The sequence below is a fragment of the Vibrio sonorensis genome (assembly GCF_001854765.1).
In the GTDB taxonomy this organism is placed as follows: Bacteria; Pseudomonadota; Gammaproteobacteria; order Enterobacterales; family Vibrionaceae; genus Vibrio; species Vibrio sonorensis.
Genome location: NZ_LJJE01000092.1, coordinates 56,314 through 74,186 on the forward strand (window position 1 = coordinate 56,314; position 17,873 = coordinate 74,186).

The window sequence follows — 17,873 nt, forward strand, 5'->3', positions numbered from 1 at the left end:
ACTTCGGACTGTTCCAAAATGCTTTAATAAATAGATAAAGCGTAGTCAATATTTGCCTATTTGTAGCAAAGACTTACTTTTTACACGTCTTGGAAGAGCATTGTGGTGTAAAGCCAAAAATACGGGAAAGGCGCATCCTATGTTTGGCAAACTTCAGGTAAAGCCAATCGGCTATCGGTTTGATTAGGGGGAGACGGGTTGGGGCGTATAGCCAGCCTTTGCCAACACAACGCCACGCATAGGCAATGGCATCCAATCCCAACAGGAGTTCGCCTTTGTTAGTTATACCATGAAGAATACTATCTGCCTTCAATACATCGATATTGGGGTAGTTTTCCATTTCGGCGCTGTGGATGTCGACTAATCCTATGCTTTACGCGAATCTAATTTTGTTAGCTTTTTCATCTCAATGGCGCAAAGTGGGCAGTGGGCATCGTAAAATAGTGTAATAGCTGGCATGAACACTCCTTTTTTTCCTTTTTACGTCACCGGCCTACTGAGGATCACGTGCTTTGCTATATAGTGATGCCAGCTTTCACTGGTACTGGAATACAAAAACTGGCAGAAGTCCTGGCGATCGGCTAGATAGTCGTTTTCTACCTCGTTAAGTAAGTTGGCGTGTTTCTCTGGATCACTGCCGTACACTAAGCAAAGGGTAGAGAAATAGCGTTGTAGATCGAAACTGTGTTCGTCGATGTACTCGCCAATATGATAATAATCGGGGCGATCTTCTGACTCAAACGCAAACATATCTGCCGCACTGATGGCGGCGTCATCACCGTTTTCTATGTAATCGATCATTACGACTGCGGCAAAATTATCAGCGGCATCTTCTTCCTTCCCCAAAATGGGAATGTTTTGGTCGGCAATATAGGCGTGTGCCGCTTCGTGCAAGAGGGTGTGAAGAATCGTGTCTTGTGCGCCAAGCTGGGGAGACTTTCCGAACCGAGCTTGATATTCGTTCTTAGTAAAGTAGTTTAGCGCTTCGTGATAGAAGTGATACGGCATGTGAACCACATGGCTTTGTGGATTATACAAGGGGCCTTGTTCACCTCCGTATTGGATGGTGAGTGTGCGATTAAAAGGAAACCACTGATCGGCGAGATCGGTAATCAACTCGTTTAATTGACTCTCTTGGATAGCGATTTTGGCGGACTGTTCTTGCGTATCTTGTGGGTTTATATACTCAACTTTGATGTTCTCTTTTGCCGATACAACAGCAGGCAATATTAGGGTGAACAGTAAAAGTGCGCGTAGTTTCATTTTGCTTTATCACTTTGTAAGAACTTAAAGACATAGTGGCACAATCTCGCCTTATACTGAACACCCTACGAATCTATTCACCTATTGGTTTGAGTGAAACCCTATTGTGTTGCCTTCTGTATCTAGGGCTACCGAGATAAAGCCGTGCGGACCTATCGACATTTTGGGCACTTGCACAGTGCCGCCCGCATCAGCGACGCGAGATTCTTCTACCGCACAATCTTGACAAGTAAAATAGACGAGTGTGCTATTGCCACCCGCTGGTACATTGTCCATTTTCACTAAGGCACCCGCGGCGCCATACTTTTCCATGTCCGATGGAAAGGCCCACATTTGCATATTAAAGTTTGCCGGCATGTCGATTGCTTCTAAAGGTTTTTGAAAGACTTGCTCGTAAAAGCCTTTCGCTCTTTCCATGTCATCGACATAGATTTCAAACCAGCCTACTGGGTTGTATTGAGTCATTTGTCGTTCCTCCATTTCTTAATCAAGATAGACCAGCTTTTGAAAGAGGGAAATTTTACTTTGGTTAACTGCGATCTTTTGCCAGCACAAAATGAAAAAAGGAGTGGTACTCCACTCCTTTCTCCTTGTTACTGATCGGTGATCAGTAACCCATCAACTTAAGCAGATTCTCCGCGGTTTTAATGGCTTCTTTTCGATTAGCTATATTGAGCTTTTGGTATAAGTTGCGAATGTGGGTTTTAATTGTTGTTCCTGCGACGTCGAGTTCCTGAGCGATCTGCTCATTACTAAACCCGGAATAAATCAAACCGAGCACTTGCCATTCTCGCTGAGTGAGTGGGCTGGTTCTTACCAATTCTGGAATGTCGGGATGAGAAACCAAGCGATCTACAAACTCTTCGTCAAAGTGTACTGAGCGACTGCGTTCGCTACTAGAGATACATTTCACCAATTGCTGCGCACGATGGCGAGCTAAGTCTCCGAGGTCATGGCCATGAGCCAACTGCTCTAGATGAAGCGAAATCTTATCCCCATCGATAAGGTAATTGCCCAAAATACCGGTTTGATTGGTGAGTTCTAGCGCCTGAGCCAAATAGTCGGTCGCCAGCGGATGATTATCTTGTGTTGCCGCGTGAACGGCCTGAACGATCAAGTTGCGATTGGTATCTGTGACAAGTGCGTATTGCTCGGCTTCATTGCTCAAAAAGTCTAAGGTTTGTTGCGCATCGTCAAATCGGCCTAGGCTGGTTTGTACCCGCGCTATGTTACGCCATTGAAGCTGAGTGAAGTGATTACTCGCTTTATCTGGGCGAAATGCGGTGTCCAGCCATTGCTGCATCGCTTCTTTATCGTTTCTCGCCTGCCAATACAAAATTAACGAGAGTGAGGCATTGGCTGTCCAATCGACGTGATAAGTGGACTGCTTGAGTAGGTGGCGAATTTTTTCTATAAACTTGCCTGCTTTGTCTAGCTCTCCACGGCCAATGGCAATCCTAGCTAACATAGAGTAGCTCGTTAGGTGCTTGCTCGGATCGTGATTTCCAAGGGCATCCAAGCCTTTATAAGCATACTCTTCGGCATCGTCTAAACGATTCCAACACCAGAAAACTTGTGCACGTATCCGCAGTAAAAACTCGTGGTGTGGGACTTGGTGTAATTGCTGTTCTTCGATTAGTTTGAAGGCGTTGTCTTGTACTTCAAACGCGGCTTGCACATAGCCTTGAGCGATCAAGATTTCACTCTGTTGCAGCATGGCCCAAAGCGCTTGGTGATAGACTTGGTATTGCCTAGCCAGCTTTTCGGTTTGCTGCATCATAGAGAGCGCGCGACTGAGCTCTCCCGTCACATGGTGTACTTCGCCGACAATGGACGTGGCGACGATACGGCTGAGATAAACGGTACTATCCAGTTGTCCGAGGGCCAGCTCGGCCAGCTCTAGAGCGTATTCTGGCTTGTTTTGATTGATGGCAACTTGGGCTTTTAGCGTATTAAACTCGCCTTGTTGACTTGCATTTAACGCCACGTTGCGGCGCTCCATCTCGCGCGTTGACTTAGCGATTAACGCATCTACATGGTCAAATCTATGCTGAATCTGAGCCAACCATGCTTGCAGCATACAGAGTTTAGGTTCTTGATATAGCTGGTCATCTGACAGGCTATCGATAGCTCCTTCGAGGATATCTAGCTCGCCGTGGTTAAACATTTTCCAGCCATATTGGCTCAATATTGAGCCTGTTAGGCCGCTGTCTCCGGAGAGTTGGGCATGCCTGAGTGCTTGGTGGGGAGAGTTTTCATTCAACCAAGCTCTTGCGGCATTCTGATGGAGCTCTTGTTCCTGCTTTGGAATGCGAGCACTGCGCTCGTGAGCGAGAAATTCTGCAAACAGGTTGTGGAAACGATACCAGTTTTGTTCTCCCTCCAATGGATGAATAAACAATCCAAATTTGTTGAGGTTTTCAATAATTCCCAACGCATCTTCACGTTGAGTCAGGGCGGTGACTAGGGTGTCATTAAAATGGTCAAGAATCGAGCACTGCATTAGGAACAAACGAGTTTCTTGATCCAATAGGTCAAACACTTCTTCCACTAAGTAATCCCATAAGTGGCCGTGATTAAAGTTGGAAAAGGACTCTGCGGTTTGCGCTAAAGAGCGACGCTGGTGTTGGGCTTGCAGGGCGATCAGTTGCAGTGCTGAAGGCCAGCCTTCTACGTGATGGCGAAGGCTGTCAGCGGTGACATCATCGATCCCTTCGGTAATACGCTGGTTAAAAAATCGCGTGGTTTCCTCGGTATCAAAAGCCAGTAAGTCATTGCCAATTTCTATCATTAGATCGCGAACCCTAAGGTTTGCCGTGCCCAATGGTGGCGCCGAGCGGCTAGTGACGACCAAGGTTAGATTGTCTGGCATGTGTTTGAGGAAAAACCGCATCGCTTCGTGAATTTCATCATCACTGACAAGGTGGTAATCGTCTAAAACCAGATAACACTCCTGCTGAAAGTGGCTCAGTTCGGTAAACACTTCACCAAATAGAGAGTGTAGTGAGGAGAACTGCCTCTTTTCCGCAAGCTTCTGCGAGTTTGGACAAGCGTCCTGAGTCGCCTTGTTTAGCGCTTTTAACAGGTAGTTGATAAAGCGGAAGGAGTCGTTGTCACCATCATCTATGCTATACCAGCCGACGTTGCCTTTGTCAGCTAACCATTGTGCAGCCATAGTGGTTTTGCCGTATCCGGCAGGAGAGCGAAACAGTACCAGCTTATAACACATTGCTTGCTGGAGAAGGTCTAATACCCTTGGGCGAACGATAGCATTATGCAATCGTCCCGGACGAGTCAACTTTGAAGGAATCCACATAAGTTCTGCCCTTTTTGTATAAATGTTGACCATTCTGGTCTGATGAGAGGGATGTTACTTGATGTCATTCGGCAAGGAGACGGTCTAATCAGGACTTTTTCTAGCAATTCACATTTTGTACCAGTCTACGCCCCATAATTGTGACTTTTATCACTATTGGGTGGGGTGGGAGAGTGAGAATTAAGTTCGATTTGTACAAAGGATAGTGAAATATCTGCAAAATCGTAACATTTAGTGAGATCTATGTTGCATATTAGAACTTTGCTCAAATGGTACGACATCCTTCCTTCACACTTGATAGCTAACTTTATTGGTCGAAGCCTGTGATCTCTCTCACCGACATTAGCGAATGATAGCCGGATTAGTGAGAGTTTGATCACTCTAAGAGCGTGGCCTACGCCCCTACGCCCTAGCCCCTCCTCCCATTTGACCTTAAAGGTAGGAGGATGCTTAGCTGGTAATGTCCATGCAGGATATGGGCTAGATAAATTAAAACCAAATGTAAGTGAGATTTCGTCATGAAACCTGCGCATCAAAAGCAATTCGATAAAGCTGCATTCCAACAAAGTGTCACCAAGCACCTTTCCGCTACCTACGCGACTACTGCAGAGCAAGCTAATAGCCGAGCTTGGTATCTGGCCATGGGTCGTGCTTTGGCAGAGATCACCACATTTGATCTTCTGCAAACTGAAAAAGATGAAAAGATTGTCAACGCAAAAAGCGTTAACTACTTGTCGCTAGAATTCTTGATCGGTCGATTAACAGGTAACAACCTGATTAGCATGGGACTATACGATCAAATCAACGAGGCGATGAACGAGTTGGGTCAGAGCTTAACTGATCTGTTAGAAGAGGAACGCGATCCGTCATTGGGCAACGGTGGTCTTGGTCGTCTCGCTGCGTGTTTTATGGACTCACTGGCAGCGCAGGAATTTCCAACTGTTGGCTATGGCCTTCATTACGAGTACGGCTTGTTTAAGCAATCATTCAAAGAGTGCCATCAACAAGAAGCGCCCGATGCATGGTGTGGTGTTGAAGGCTACCCTTGGGAAGTCGCACGACCTGATTTAGCTCAAGAGATTGGTTTTTACGGTCACGTTGAAGTCGTGAATCAAGATGGTCGAGAACGTCGCCGTTGGGTTCCGGGTATGTCGGTTAAAGCCATGCCGTGGGATATGCCAATTGTCGGTTACGAAAGCGATACGGTTTATCCTCTGCGCTTGTGGGAATGCCAAGCTATTGCCCCTTTCTCTCTCGCGAGTTTTAACAACGGTGACTACTTCGAAGCCCAGCACTCGCTTATTGATGCGGGTAACATCACCAAAGTGCTTTACCCAAATGACAACCACGAAAAAGGGAAGACTCTGCGTTTGATGCAACAGTACTTCCACAGTGCAGCATCGATCCGCGATATTCTTCGTCGTCACGAAGTCGCGGGTCACACCTTGGCTTCATTGCCAAAGCACGAAACCATTCAGTTGAACGATACGCACCCTGCAATCGCTATCCCTGAATTAATGCGCATTTTAATTGATGACAAAGCACTGAACTGGGAAGAGGCATGGGCAATCTGTTCCCATACTTTTGCTTATACTAACCACACTCTATTGCCAGAGGCATTAGAAACGTGGGATGAGTCTTTGATTCAACGCCTGCTTCCACGTCATATGGAAATCATTTACGAGATCAACCACAGATTCTTACAAGAAGTTCGAGCCAAGTGGCCAGGTGACGTGGCGAAGCAACAGAAGCTATCTATTATCCAAGATGGATTCCACCGTATGGTTCGCATGGCTAACTTGTGTGTAGTGGGCTCTTATGCAGTAAACGGCGTAGCGGCTCTTCATTCACAACTGGTCAAGCGCGACCTGTTCCCTGAATTCCATGAATTGTATCCAACTCGTTTACACAACGTTACCAATGGCATTACGCCACGTCGCTGGTTGAAGTTCTGTAATCCGGGTCTATCGGCATTGATCACCGATAAAATAGGCGAAGAATGGCCTGCGGATCTGGATCAGTTAGAAGCGATTGCAAGATACGCCGACGATGCAGAGTTCCAGCAACAGTTTATGGCGGTGAAAAAAGAGAACAAGGCCCATCTTGCGAAATGGGTAAAAGAGAACATGGATATCGAGCTCGATACCAATGCGATTTTCGATGTGCAAATTAAACGTCTACACGAATATAAACGTCAGCACCTAAACATGCTGCACATTTTGTCGCTGTATCACCGCTTGGTCTCTGACCCAGACTTTGAGATGTCTCCGCGCGTTGTGTTCTTTGCGGCCAAAGCGGCGCCGGGTTATCACTTAGCGAAAGAGATCATTTATGCCCTCAACAAGATTGCAGAAAAGGTCAACAACGACCCTCGTATCGGCAACAAACTCAAAGTGGTCTTTATGCCAGACTATCGCGTGAGTATGGCGGAAATCATCATACCAGCAGCGGACGTCTCTGAGCAGATTTCTACCGCGGGTAAAGAAGCGTCTGGCACAGGTAATATGAAACTGGCACTGAATGGTGCGTTGACCATAGGCACGATGGATGGTGCTAACGTGGAAATTCGCGAAGAAGTGGGTGATGAGAATATCTATATCTTCGGCCTAGAAGTCGATGAGGTAGAAGCAACCAAAGCTCGCGGCTACAACCCTTACGATTACTACAATGCGGATCCATTGCTAAAAGCATCTCTTGACCTACTACTTAGCGACGAGTTCACACCGGGTGAACCCGGTAAGTTGCGAGCGACCTACGACAGCTTACTCGATGGCGGTGACCCGTATCTCGTTCTTGCTGACTTTGCTTCTTACGTTAAGGCGCACGAAGATATGGATAAGCAGTACCGCGACCAAGCAGGTTGGGCAAAGAAAGCCATTCTAAATACCGCTTTGGTTGGCAAGTTTAGCTCAGACCGCAGTATCCGTGATTACGTTAATAACATTTGGAAGTTGGAAGCCGTTAAGCGCTAACACCTTTCTCAGTAGCTGAGAGCTGTCTCGGCTACTGACCCCTATCAAATCAACCCTACATTTTGAAGGTGATGCAGTCCTTCGGAGAGAGCGATGAACCAAAACAATGTAATAAAACAAGTCGCTGAAATGGCGAGAATTGCCGACAGCTACGTGAGCGCGTGGGGAGAAGAAGCGAAAGTTGAAACAGATACCATTGTTCGACTGTTAACGTCTTTAGGCTACGATACATCGAGTGATGAGGCCTTATTGGCTTCTGCAAAGAAAAAACACAAACCAGAAGTTCTAGCATCTGTTACCGTGATCCAAGATGGCGCGCCTGCAGAAGTGTCTATGTTCTTGGGCCCAATGCCCGAGAAAGTGAATTTAGCTGGAAATTGCAAACGGAACAGGGGGAGATATTAGAAGGCTATCTTCAATCTCAGATCGTGAGAGATGAACGCAAAGAGGGTGGCCCTTTAGTATTTAGTCTTCCAGCGGATTTACCGTGGGGCTACCACACACTAGAGGTGGTGCGAAAGCGTCGCAAAGCGCCTTACGTTATGAAGTTGATTAAAACGCCTAAATCTTGTTACAAACAGCCTGAGTTAGACGAAGGCAAGAAGATGTGGGGCCCGAGTGTTCAACTATACACTTTGCGAACTCAACACAACTGGGGGATCGGTGACTTTGGCGATCTGAAACAATTGGTGTCAGATATTGCGTCTCGCGGAGGCGATTTTGTCGGCCTTAACCCAATTCACTCCCTGTTTCCGGCTAACCCCGAAGGGGCGAGTCCATATAGCCCATCTTCTCGTCGATGGTTGAATATACTCTACATTGATGTTAGCTCGGTACCCGAGTTTGCATTGAGTGCAGAAGCGCAAAAAATAGTGGGCAGTGCTGAGTTCCAGCAGCGTTTACAAAATGCTAGAGATTCCCACTGGGTGAACTATACGGAAGTTTCAAAGTTAAAGATGAACGTATTACCTCTTCTTTTTGAAGAGTTTAAAAAACGTCATCTAGATGAGGGAACCAGTCGCGCAGAAGCGTTTTTGAGTTTTGTCGAGCTTGGTGGGGAGAGCTTACTGCATCAGGCTGCGTTTGATGCTTTGCACGGTGAGCTGCACGCTAGAGATCCTGAAGTATGGGGTTGGCCCGCGTTCCCTGAAGAGTATCGTCGATTTGACAATCAGGCCGTTAGTGAATTTATTCGACGCAATAAAGATCAAGTCCATCTGTACATGTACCTTCAATGGGTTGCCGATATTCAGATCAAAGAGGCGCAAGTATTGGCGCAAGACAAAGGTATGTCTTTAGGCCTATACCGTGACCTTGCGGTAGGAGTCGCTGATTCAGGGGCGGAAACGTGGGCTGACGATGGCAATCTAGTATTAGACGCTAGTATTGGTGCGCCACCCGATATCCTTGGACCTCTTGGGCAAAACTGGGGATTGCCTCCACTTAACCCTCAGGTGCTCCAAGCGACGGGATATGAAGCTTATATCGATCTTCTAAGAGCGAATATGAAGCACTGTGGGGCCTTGCGCATTGACCACGTGTTGGGACTACTTCGCTTGTGGTGGATCCCAAAAGGTGAAGACGCCACAAATGGCGCGTACATTTACTATCCCGTTGAAGATATGCTGGCGATACTGGCGTTGGAATCACATCGTCATCAGTGCAGTGTTATCGGTGAAGACTTAGGTACGGTGCCTGATGAAATTGTCGAAATTCTTCGCGATGCGGGTGTGCACTCTTACAAGGTGTTCTTCTTTGAAACGTCGGAAGAGGATGGGGGCTACCTTTCGCCAGCGCATTATACGCCTCAATCTATGGCTGCACTGTGTACTCATGATATGCCGACCCTTCGCGGTTTCTGGCACTGCGACGATTTGAAAATGGGCAAAGAGCTGGGCTTGTATCCCGATGAAAAGCAACTTGAAGCCTTGTTTGACAATCGATTAAAGAGTAAGCAAGGCATTTTGGACTCTGTGGCGTGGCACGGCTACTTGCCAGAAGGTGTCGGTCGCGATGCTCAATACGTTCCTATGGATTCTTATTTGGCCGATTCTTTGCAACTTCACGTTGCGGCGGGCTCTTCCGCACTGCTGAGTGTTCAGTTGGAAGACTGGCTGGAGATGGACAATCCGGTCAATATCCCTGGTACGGTGGATGAGTATCCAAACTGGCGTCGAAAACTGTCGATGAATCTTGAGCAAATCTTTGCTCATCAAGGGGTAAACCGCATTGCTCAAAAGTTGACCGAGGTACGCGCTAAAGCGAGTAAAAAGTAGCAGAGCTCTATTTCAGGCATGATTATTACTGTTAGTTTTACTACTTGGGTTAGTGATATATTTTCGTTGGATCACTTTGCGCAAAACAAACTTGAACCTCGGCAGTTCGGCTAGCGAATCAAGTATGAAAAGCAACGAGTTACATACGAAAGTATCGGTTCAGTCACTCTTGATGTTTGCAGAATTCGGTACACTAACCACACGCTGTTTTTAGCCCGCCTATTAGCGGGCTTTTTCGCTTTTACTCGGAGCGTAGTACTGCTCTGGATAGTCTAGAAAGTTAGGTTAGGAGAGAAAGGATTGAAAAAAACATCAATAGATAAAAAGACACAAGCGTATAACCAGCTTTCAAACGCTTCGTATGCAGATCCATTTGCATTTTTAGGCCCGTATATCAACAAAGGGCAAGGCGGACTTAGGGTATGGATGCCCGGCGCCGATGGGGTGGAACTTGTAATTAAAGGTGAGCCGCGCATTACTCTGGAAAGAGAAGACGCCTCTGGTTTTGTATTAACGGAGTCGCGCGATTTAAAATTCACTCACTATCAGTTAGCGGTAAACTGGAATGGTGTCGAACAGTTGATTGATGACCCATACCAGTTTCACGAAATTTATGCCGAGTATGATCACCTTCATACTCCGAAAGAGATGTATCACCACATGGGCGCACAGTTGATAACCATTGAACGAGATGGTCAGTCAATTCAAGGGGTGCGTTTCTTGGTTTACGCTCCTCACGCGAGTGCTTGCTCACTGGTGGGTGAGTTTAACGACTGGGACGGCCGTCGCCAACCTATGCAGCGCTTAGACTACGGTATTTGGGGTATCTTTATTCCAAATATGGATGTAGGAGTACGATACAAGTTTGAGTTGAAAGGCCCTGATGGCAAAGGTTTACCTCATAAAGCTGATCCTTGGGGTTTTTACTCTGAACAGCATCCGTCATTTGCGTCAGTAGTTTATGATCACAAGGCCTACCAATGGCAAGATACTAAATGGCAGACTAGACCTGTCGAAGAAAAGAGAAAACAAGCCCTCTCTTTCTATGAGCTTCACCCTGGTTCATGGCGACGCGATGACTATGGGAACTTCCTAAATTACCGAGATCTCGCGGATCAACTGGTTCCTTATTTACTGGAATTGGGATACACCCATGTAGAGCTTATGCCAGTGTCTGAGCATCCATTTTATGGCTCTTGGGGATATCAGCCTGTCGGGTTGTTTGCCCCAACTAGCCGATACGGTTCGCCCGACGATTTTAAGTACTTTGTTGACAAGTGCCACCAGTCGGGAATCGGCGTCGTTTTAGATTGGGTTCCGGCTCATTTCCCATCGGATGACCACGGTTTGGCAAACTTTGATGGTACGCCGTTGTTCCACGATCCAGACCCTCGTCGAGGCTGGCATCAGGATTGGAACTCTTATATTTACGATTTGGGCCGTGAGCACGTACGACGCTTTTTGGTATCCAATGCTCTGTATTGGTTCGAACATTTCCACATTGATGGTATTCGAGTTGATGCTGTTGCCTCTATGCTTTACTTGGATTACTCGCGCAGTCATGACCAATGGGTACCCAACATAGATGGTGGAAACGAAAACTACGACGCTATCGCCACTTTGAAATGGATGAATGAGGAAGTGTACAAATACTTCCCTAACGCCATGACAATTGCCGAAGAATCTACGGCATTTCCCGGTGTTTCTGCGCCGACCTTTATGGGTGGCTTAGGTTTCGGCTTTAAATGGAATATGGGATGGATGCACGACAGCTTGGCATACATTAAAGAAGATCCTGTTCATCGCAAGTATCACCACAATACGGTGACTTTTCCGTTGATTTACGCCCATAGTGAAAACTACGTCTTGTCGCTGTCTCACGATGAAGTGGTATATGGCAAAGGCTCGATCCACAACAAGATGCCGGGTGACGAATGGCAGCAGACTGCAAACCTTAGAGCGTATTACGGCTACATGTATGGTCAACCGGGCAAAAAACTCAACTTTATGGGGGCGGAATTCGGTCAAACGGGAGAATGGAATCACGATGATCAACTACAGTGGTTCTTGTTAGATTTTGAACGTCATCAGGGCATTAAAGCGCTGACGCGTGATCTCAATACTCTGTACCGAGATGAAAAAGCGCTGCACGAACTCGACTGTGAGCCTCGTGGGTTTGAGTGGCGATTGCAAGACGCCGCCGACGCAAGCATATTGGCACACGAACGTTTAAGTGACAGCGGGGAGCGAATCTTGGTGGTCACTAACTTTACTCCAGTGCCTCACGAGAGATTTCGTTTAGGTGTTCCTCTAGCGGGTGAGTATCAGTTGAAGTTGAACACTGACGACGCGCTGTACAGCGGTAGTAACTTCCCAGTGAAAGAGAGCATCATGTCTGAAGAGTTGCAAAGCGAAGGATTAAATCAATCCATTGAAATCGCATTACCACCGTTAGCCACCCTGTTTTACAAACTTGTATAGGTACTCCAACAAGCGTCTAAGGCCGGTATATCACCGGCCTTTTTTATCTTTAGTCAATATTTAATGTGATTTTAATCACAATATGAAATTCTTGCTTTTGCCTTAGAGTTAACTCAAACCCTTTCAATGTCGGCCAACCACAGATAACTCGTTAACTCGGAGAACACATTATGGAAACTCGTCGTCTAGGTAACAGCGATTTGGATATCAGCGTATTGGGGTTAGGCAGCTGGGCTATTGGCGGAGATATTGGAGAATGGGGCTGGGGGAGCCAAAACGAAAAGCACTCTATCGCGACAATTCACAAAGCTTTGGATGAGGGGATCAATTGGATAGATACTGCGCCTGCCTATGGGTTAGGGAATGCGGAAGTCGTGATTGGCAAAGCCTTAAAACAGAGCTCTCACACTCCATTTATTTTCACTAAGTGCGGATTTCGTTGGGAGGAAGGCGGCAGTGGTGAGTTGATTAATCGTCTTTCTCAGCAATCCATCGTTGAAGAAATTGACCTGAGTTTGTCGCGTTTGGGCGTGGAGTGTATCGACCTCTATCAAATCCATCGCCCCGTTCCCAATTACGAACTCGAAGAAGCTTGGTACTGTCTAACTGAACTGCAAAAAGCGGGGAAGGTAAGGCACATCGGCGTTTCAAACTTCGAAGTGGATCAACTTGAAAGAGTTGCTGCGATTGCGCCAGTGGTGTCTAACCAGCCGGGGTTTTCTTTGCTTAATCGCGACGTCGAAAGCGAAGTGCTCCCTTGGTGCGAAGCGCACAATGTGGGTACTATTCATCACTCTACTATGTCTAATGGACTTCTCACTGGTAGTTGGAGTTTAGAGCGCAGAGCAAACTTAGATAAACGAGATTGGCGAAATAAGAGTCATCAGTTTGCTTCTCCTCTGTTTGAGAAGAACCTAGAGTTTATAGAGTTTTTACGCGGTGTAGCGCTAGAAAAGCAGGTGACGGTTGCCCAGTTGAGTATTGCTTGGACGTTGACGAACCCTGCTTCTACTGGCTCTATTCTAGGAGCGAGAACTCCAGAACAGCTTGAGCAACTATTACCTGCTGCGCAAGTGACGTTAACTCAAGATGAACTTAAGCACATCGATAAAGTCCATGCTAACTTGTTTCACGGTTTGTAAGCGTCCTTGGCTTAAAGCAGAGTGTTGTAGTGATTGATTTTCCAGTTTACGTGTTCCAAACACTCCTCGATGTCCGCTTTTTGGGCGTCGAGGCGCGTTTTGTGTTCAACGAGAATCTCCAATAGAAAGTCGTAACGCTTCTCTTGGTCGAGTGCGATTTTTGCGTAGTTTTGAATATCTTTAAGCGGCATACCTGTTTTTTTTAAGCACTGCACAAAGTGAATCCAATGCAGGTCTTGTTCGCGATAGTAGCGATGCCCTGACGCGTCCCTAGGGACATTGTAGATAAGACCTTGTTTTTCATAGTACCTAAGCGTATGACAGGACAGGCCGCTCTTTTCTGCGACTTCTTGAATTCTCATTTGTACTTCCCTAAAAGTGTCGAATCGAAATTGAGTTAGAGTCTACCTCAATAGAATCGGCAAAAATTGCGATCCGCCTCTGAAATTATATAGAATGCTTTTCTTTTAAAAACATGGCCTTAGCTTTTTTTGCAGCGTTCAAATCTCGGCTGACATAAGCGGATACAATCGCCCCTTCTTTCACTAGACATAGATTGTCGAGCAGGGATTCGTCTTCACGTGGCATCGCCTCTTTGATGCGATTTTTAATCTTGGTTTTATGGGCGAGGCAGTAGCGCGAAATCTCCGTTTCTTCTTCGCTAAACTCCGCGCTGGTGTTGATAAAAAAACACCCTCTAAACGGGCACAAGTGTGATACGCGATTGTTGAACCAGTTGTCCAAGGCGTCGAAAAGAGCAGAAATCATGGCCTCATTGGTTGGATGCCCATTGATTTCGTTTGTCAGCCAGTCGACAAAGATGGCGTCTCTTTGCTTGAGTGAAGCTAAAATTAACGCATCTTTACTTTCGAAGTGGGTATATAGGGTTTTTTTAGCCACTTTAGAAACTTTTAACACCTCGTTGATACCAATGGTGTTAATGCCAAATCGGTAAAAAAGATCCAGTGCCGTATCGATAAGTAGCTGTCGTTTGTCTGCCATTTTTTCCTCCTAATCATTATTATCTTGACATGAGTAGACCGATCTGTCTACCGTAAAAGGAGACAGACTTGTCTACTTTTAATGGTTAGGAGATATTATGAAAGAGATTTGGGGACCTACTATTGCGGGTGTGGCTACCGCGGTAGTCATTGGAATACTTGCTTGGCTAGATCAGATCAATGGTCAACTCGCTTTGATCATGGCGCCCTTTGGTGCGTCTGCAGTTTTGATATTTGGATTACCTGAAAGCCCGTTAGCTAAAGCGAAGAATGTGATTGGCGGCCATTTTGTTACCGCATTTATCGGTGTGCTGTTTACTGAATATTTAACGGTTTCCCCCATTACACTAGCGTTGGCGACTGGTTTGGCAGTGACGACTATGCTGGTGACGAAAACCACACACCCTCCAGCAGGAGCCAACCCAATGGTGATCATGTTAAGCGGTCAAAGTTGGCTATTTATTTTGTTTCCAGTGTTAGTGGGAGCAATGACTTTGGTTGCTGGTGGAAAGGTCTGTCGACTGCTTTCTAATCAACTGAAGACAAAGAGCGCCAATTAAATTTCGATAAACTGATTAGTATGATGGTGCCATAAGCTAACCTTATTAGAACAGGTGCTTAACGCACACTGAGGTTTTGTAATAAGGAGAGTGGTTATGGTCACTGCACTCTATGCAGTTGTTCTAGCAGGGTTACTGCTGTTTCTTGCCATTCAAGTGATTTTTCAGCGCAGAAAAGCCAAGGTGAAATACTCAGACGGAGGCGTGGAAGCATTGGCAATCGCAAGAAGTGCGCATGGCAACGCCGTCGATTATATTCCCATCGTGCTGATTTTGATGGCTTTAGTGGAGTATAACGGTGCGCCATTGTGGTTTGTGCACCTAATTGGGGGGCTATTTGTTATCTCTAGAGTGATGCACGCTCGGGCGATACTAAACGAGCGCCTTTCCTACCGAGTGAAAAGTATGAAACTGACCTTCACGTGTCTTGTTACTTTGATGGTGGCCAACGTTTTTTTCTTGCCTTGGGGCTACCTATGGTAATAAAAAAAGCTGTGCCTCCCGCTTGGTTACTGGTGTTGATAGGTTTGCTCCTCAACATCGCAGCGATAGTTATGTCCAGCATTGTGCTGGATGACCTCAGTGATGAAGTGGCAGAACTGAGTGAAAAAAAGGAAGAAAACCTCTATTCCATCCAATTAGCTTGGAACCACGTTGAAACCTTAGAACGAAAACGAGAGTTTTTGCTGCTCTACTTTTCTATTGCAAATGATCAGTCTCACGATAACCCCGTTACTACAGCAGTTAAAGAGCAGTTGGCGCCTTGGATTAATTCAGAACCGAAAAATCTTGCGCTTGAATCATTGCCAACCTTTCTCGACAAAATAGAGATGGCTCAGCAAGTTCAACGCAATCGAATCGATGATTTGTACTTGGGAAATGTGGCAGTGTCAGAGCAAATGCTGGGGTTTAATGAACGCATTGCTTGGTATAAAAACATTGGTTTGTTTCTGCAAGTTTTTGGCTTAGCGCTTATATTGGCAAGAGACTTAGCGCGCAAACCATAAAAAATGGCCGCGCGGTGCGGCCACTTGTCTACTGGGTCAATGGTTATCGAATCAACCATTTTTGTAGAGGAGTTCGCTCTACAATGGCGACAAACAGCAGGGTGATAACCACCGTACCACCAAATACGACCAAGTCACCCATTGGACCTTGGAAGCCATACATCCCCGCCACGTTCTGCATAGCAATGATAAAAATAATATGGCTTACATAAATAGCGAGCACTCGCTTACCCAAGTAGTGCACAACTTTGTTGTTTCCTAGGTCTGGGTGGTTGAGTAACCAAAGGAAAAGACCAGTAGCCCAAAGCGCTGTACCAAAGAGGTAATCATGTGCGTTAAAAGCGGCATCATAGCCATCAAGTGCAAAAGCTTCGCCGAAGTGGATAAGCAAGCCTAAGACGGCGATTGCTGCTGCGGTTTTTGACTTTAACGTAAACTCGTTTTGGCGAATCAAATAGCCAATAGCGACCATTAGAGTGGCAAAGAAAGGTCCATTTCGGGTGAAAAATGGCGAAGGCAGGTCAGTGACAACGACATAGCTTCCAGCCAATACGCCATAAATGTAAAGCACGACCGCAATTGGTAATAACAGACGGGTTTGCTTGTAGTGGTTGAGTAAAGCAATAAGACCGACCGCCATGATTAGCGCAGGAATAAACCACAAGTGAACTAACCCACCTTCGAGCAATGAGTTAAGTGGCGCTTCACCAAGATAGCCCCAATAGCCTTTTCGTTCGGCGAGATAGCCGTTTTGCATGACGACGTGCCACTGGAATGGGAAAAGCAGACTAATTGCGCTCCATACCACCCAGATCCTTACCAAGGGTTTTGAATACTGTTTGAGGGTGTCAAGTGGGGCAGTTGCCAACTTTGGTTGAACAAAAAAACCAGCCAACAAGAAAAACAGCGGAACGCCAAAACGCGTTAGCTGATTAAATATGTAGGCAAACCAAGGTTCTTCGTTGAACTGGAAATAGCTGTAAAACATACCGCAATGCATCGCTAAGATAGCAAAGATTGCCACGACTCGTCCCAATTCGAGACTACTGATAATCTTCTTATTCATACTTACACCAAAATATTGATAATTAAGCTAATTTATCATGGAGATGATTTAATAGTCTGTTTTGGTTCAAATTTTAAGCTTCCGTTACATTAAGAATAATTTAAGATTCGTGTATTTTTAGAGTCAATTAACACTTGATTAATAGTACGATCGTGCTAAAAATAGTAAGCAACAAAAGTAGTGAGTGACAATGGGTAAAGGTAAAGCAACAAAAGAGCATATTCTGGCAAAAGCATTTGAACTTGCTAGCGAAAATGGTTTGCAAAGCTTAACCATTGGCGCATTGGCTAAGCACTGTGCTATGTCTAAAAGTGGCTTATTTGCGCATTTTAACTCGAAAGACAATTTGCAAATAAGTGTACTGGAGTATGCCAATCGCACTTTTATCACCAGAGTTATTACGCCTGCGCGAACGGCAAATTTCGACAAAGTGGAGAACAAGATCCACGCGCTACTTGATAACTGGCTAAGTTGGAATCACTCCTTTCAAGGCAGTTGCATGTTTTTGGATGCTTGGAGAGAAGTAGACAGCGAACAAGAGCCGACGCAACTGGCACTAAAGCAGACCATTACCCACTGGATTGATTACCTTGCTATTCAGATTGGCAAAGGCAAAGAGTCGGGAGAATTTCGAGCAGACTTAGATGTTAATCAAGCGAGCTTCGAACTTTATGGTCTTTACTTGAGTGCCCATCTGTTTTATTCGGTCAAGGGAAAACAGGCCAGTTGTGAGCACTTCTGGTGCGGTGTAAAGCGCCTGATAAGTGATTGGCAAACTAACTAATTCTA

The 17,873-nt window shown here is 45.9% G+C and carries 13 protein-coding genes and 2 pseudogenes; 8 read left to right on the forward strand and 7 right to left on the reverse strand.

Annotation, left to right across the window (positions count from 1 at the left end):
• Nucleotides 1-73 precede the first annotated feature (73 nt).
• The 4 genes and pseudogenes from BLO31_RS16070 to malT all read right to left on the reverse strand — a co-directional run bounded on the left by BLO31_RS16070 (nt 74) and on the right by malT (nt 4,579).
• A pseudogene (locus tag BLO31_RS16070) lies at nt 74-459 on the reverse strand (thiol-disulfide oxidoreductase DCC family protein).
• A gap of 21 nt (nt 460-480) precedes the next feature.
• The gene (locus tag BLO31_RS16075; protein ID WP_070968927.1) at nt 481-1,263 is read right to left on the reverse strand and encodes a DUF4344 domain-containing metallopeptidase; all 783 of its coding nucleotides are present in this window, start codon (nt 1,261-1,263) and stop codon (nt 481-483) included.
• A gap of 81 nt (nt 1,264-1,344) precedes the next feature.
• Nucleotides 1,345-1,728 carry a VOC family protein gene (locus BLO31_RS16080; RefSeq protein WP_070968931.1) on the reverse strand — a complete coding sequence of 128 codons (384 nt, stop codon included), beginning with the start codon at nt 1,726-1,728 and terminating at the stop codon, nt 1,345-1,347.
• 142 nt (nt 1,729-1,870) lie between these two features.
• Nucleotides 1,871-4,579 (reverse strand): HTH-type transcriptional regulator MalT, encoded by a 2,709-nt coding sequence (gene malT, locus BLO31_RS16085; RefSeq protein ID WP_070968934.1) that lies wholly within the window; start codon nt 4,577-4,579, stop codon nt 1,871-1,873.
• Nucleotides 4,580-5,097: 518 nt separating this feature from the next.
• Here malT and BLO31_RS16095 point away from each other — a divergent pair.
• The 4 genes and pseudogenes from BLO31_RS16095 to BLO31_RS16110 all read left to right on the forward strand — a co-directional run bounded on the left by BLO31_RS16095 (nt 5,098) and on the right by BLO31_RS16110 (nt 13,450).
• Nucleotides 5,098-7,551 carry a glycogen/starch/alpha-glucan phosphorylase gene (locus BLO31_RS16095; protein ID WP_070968940.1) on the forward strand — a complete coding sequence of 818 codons (2,454 nt, stop codon included), beginning with the start codon at nt 5,098-5,100 and terminating at the stop codon, nt 7,549-7,551.
• Between the two features lie 93 nt (nt 7,552-7,644).
• Nucleotides 7,645-9,827, forward strand: a pseudogene (malQ, locus tag BLO31_RS16100) (4-alpha-glucanotransferase).
• A gap of 300 nt (nt 9,828-10,127) precedes the next feature.
• On the forward strand, nt 10,128-12,308 hold the full coding sequence (glgB, locus tag BLO31_RS16105) for a 1,4-alpha-glucan branching protein GlgB (RefSeq protein ID WP_070968943.1): 2,181 nt from the start codon (nt 10,128-10,130) through the stop codon (nt 12,306-12,308).
• Nucleotides 12,309-12,478: 170 nt separating this feature from the next.
• Entirely contained in the window at nt 12,479-13,450 is a 972-nt protein-coding gene (locus BLO31_RS16110; RefSeq protein WP_070968946.1) for an aldo/keto reductase, read from the forward strand.
• A gap of 11 nt (nt 13,451-13,461) precedes the next feature.
• Here the strand turns inward: BLO31_RS16110 and BLO31_RS16115 are convergent, their stop codons facing one another.
• Nucleotides 13,462-13,812 carry a MerR family transcriptional regulator gene (locus BLO31_RS16115; protein WP_070968949.1) on the reverse strand — a complete coding sequence of 117 codons (351 nt, stop codon included), beginning with the start codon at nt 13,810-13,812 and terminating at the stop codon, nt 13,462-13,464.
• Between the two features lie 85 nt (nt 13,813-13,897).
• A complete protein-coding gene (locus BLO31_RS16120; RefSeq protein ID WP_070968952.1) occupies nt 13,898-14,452 on the reverse strand; it encodes a TetR/AcrR family transcriptional regulator in 555 nt (184 codons plus the stop codon).
• A gap of 97 nt (nt 14,453-14,549) precedes the next feature.
• Between BLO31_RS16120 and BLO31_RS16125 the strand changes: the two genes are divergently transcribed.
• The 3 genes from BLO31_RS16125 to BLO31_RS16135 all read left to right on the forward strand — a co-directional run bounded on the left by BLO31_RS16125 (nt 14,550) and on the right by BLO31_RS16135 (nt 16,018).
• Nucleotides 14,550-15,011 (forward strand): HPP family protein, encoded by a 462-nt coding sequence (locus BLO31_RS16125; protein WP_070968955.1) that lies wholly within the window; start codon nt 14,550-14,552, stop codon nt 15,009-15,011.
• A 96-nt stretch (nt 15,012-15,107) separates the two neighbouring features.
• Nucleotides 15,108-15,494: an MAPEG family protein gene (locus BLO31_RS16130; RefSeq protein WP_070968959.1), complete on the forward strand. Its 387-nt coding sequence runs from the start codon at nt 15,108-15,110 to the stop codon at nt 15,492-15,494.
• On the forward strand, nt 15,488-16,018 hold the full coding sequence (locus BLO31_RS16135) for a DNA mismatch repair protein (RefSeq protein WP_070968962.1): 531 nt from the start codon (nt 15,488-15,490) through the stop codon (nt 16,016-16,018). The genes BLO31_RS16130 and BLO31_RS16135 overlap by 7 nt, the downstream gene beginning before the upstream one ends.
• 43 nt (nt 16,019-16,061) lie before the next feature.
• On the opposite strand, the gene BLO31_RS16140 is transcribed toward BLO31_RS16135, so the two are convergent.
• Nucleotides 16,062-17,084, reverse strand: a complete 1,023-nt coding sequence (locus BLO31_RS16140) for an acyltransferase (RefSeq protein WP_070968965.1) — start codon at nt 17,082-17,084, stop codon at nt 16,062-16,064.
• Nucleotides 17,085-17,274: 190 nt separating this feature from the next.
• Between BLO31_RS16140 and BLO31_RS16145 the strand changes: the two genes are divergently transcribed.
• The gene (locus tag BLO31_RS16145; protein ID WP_070968968.1) at nt 17,275-17,868 is read left to right on the forward strand and encodes a TetR/AcrR family transcriptional regulator; all 594 of its coding nucleotides are present in this window, start codon (nt 17,275-17,277) and stop codon (nt 17,866-17,868) included.
• The last annotated feature ends 5 nt before the right edge of the window (nt 17,869-17,873 follow it).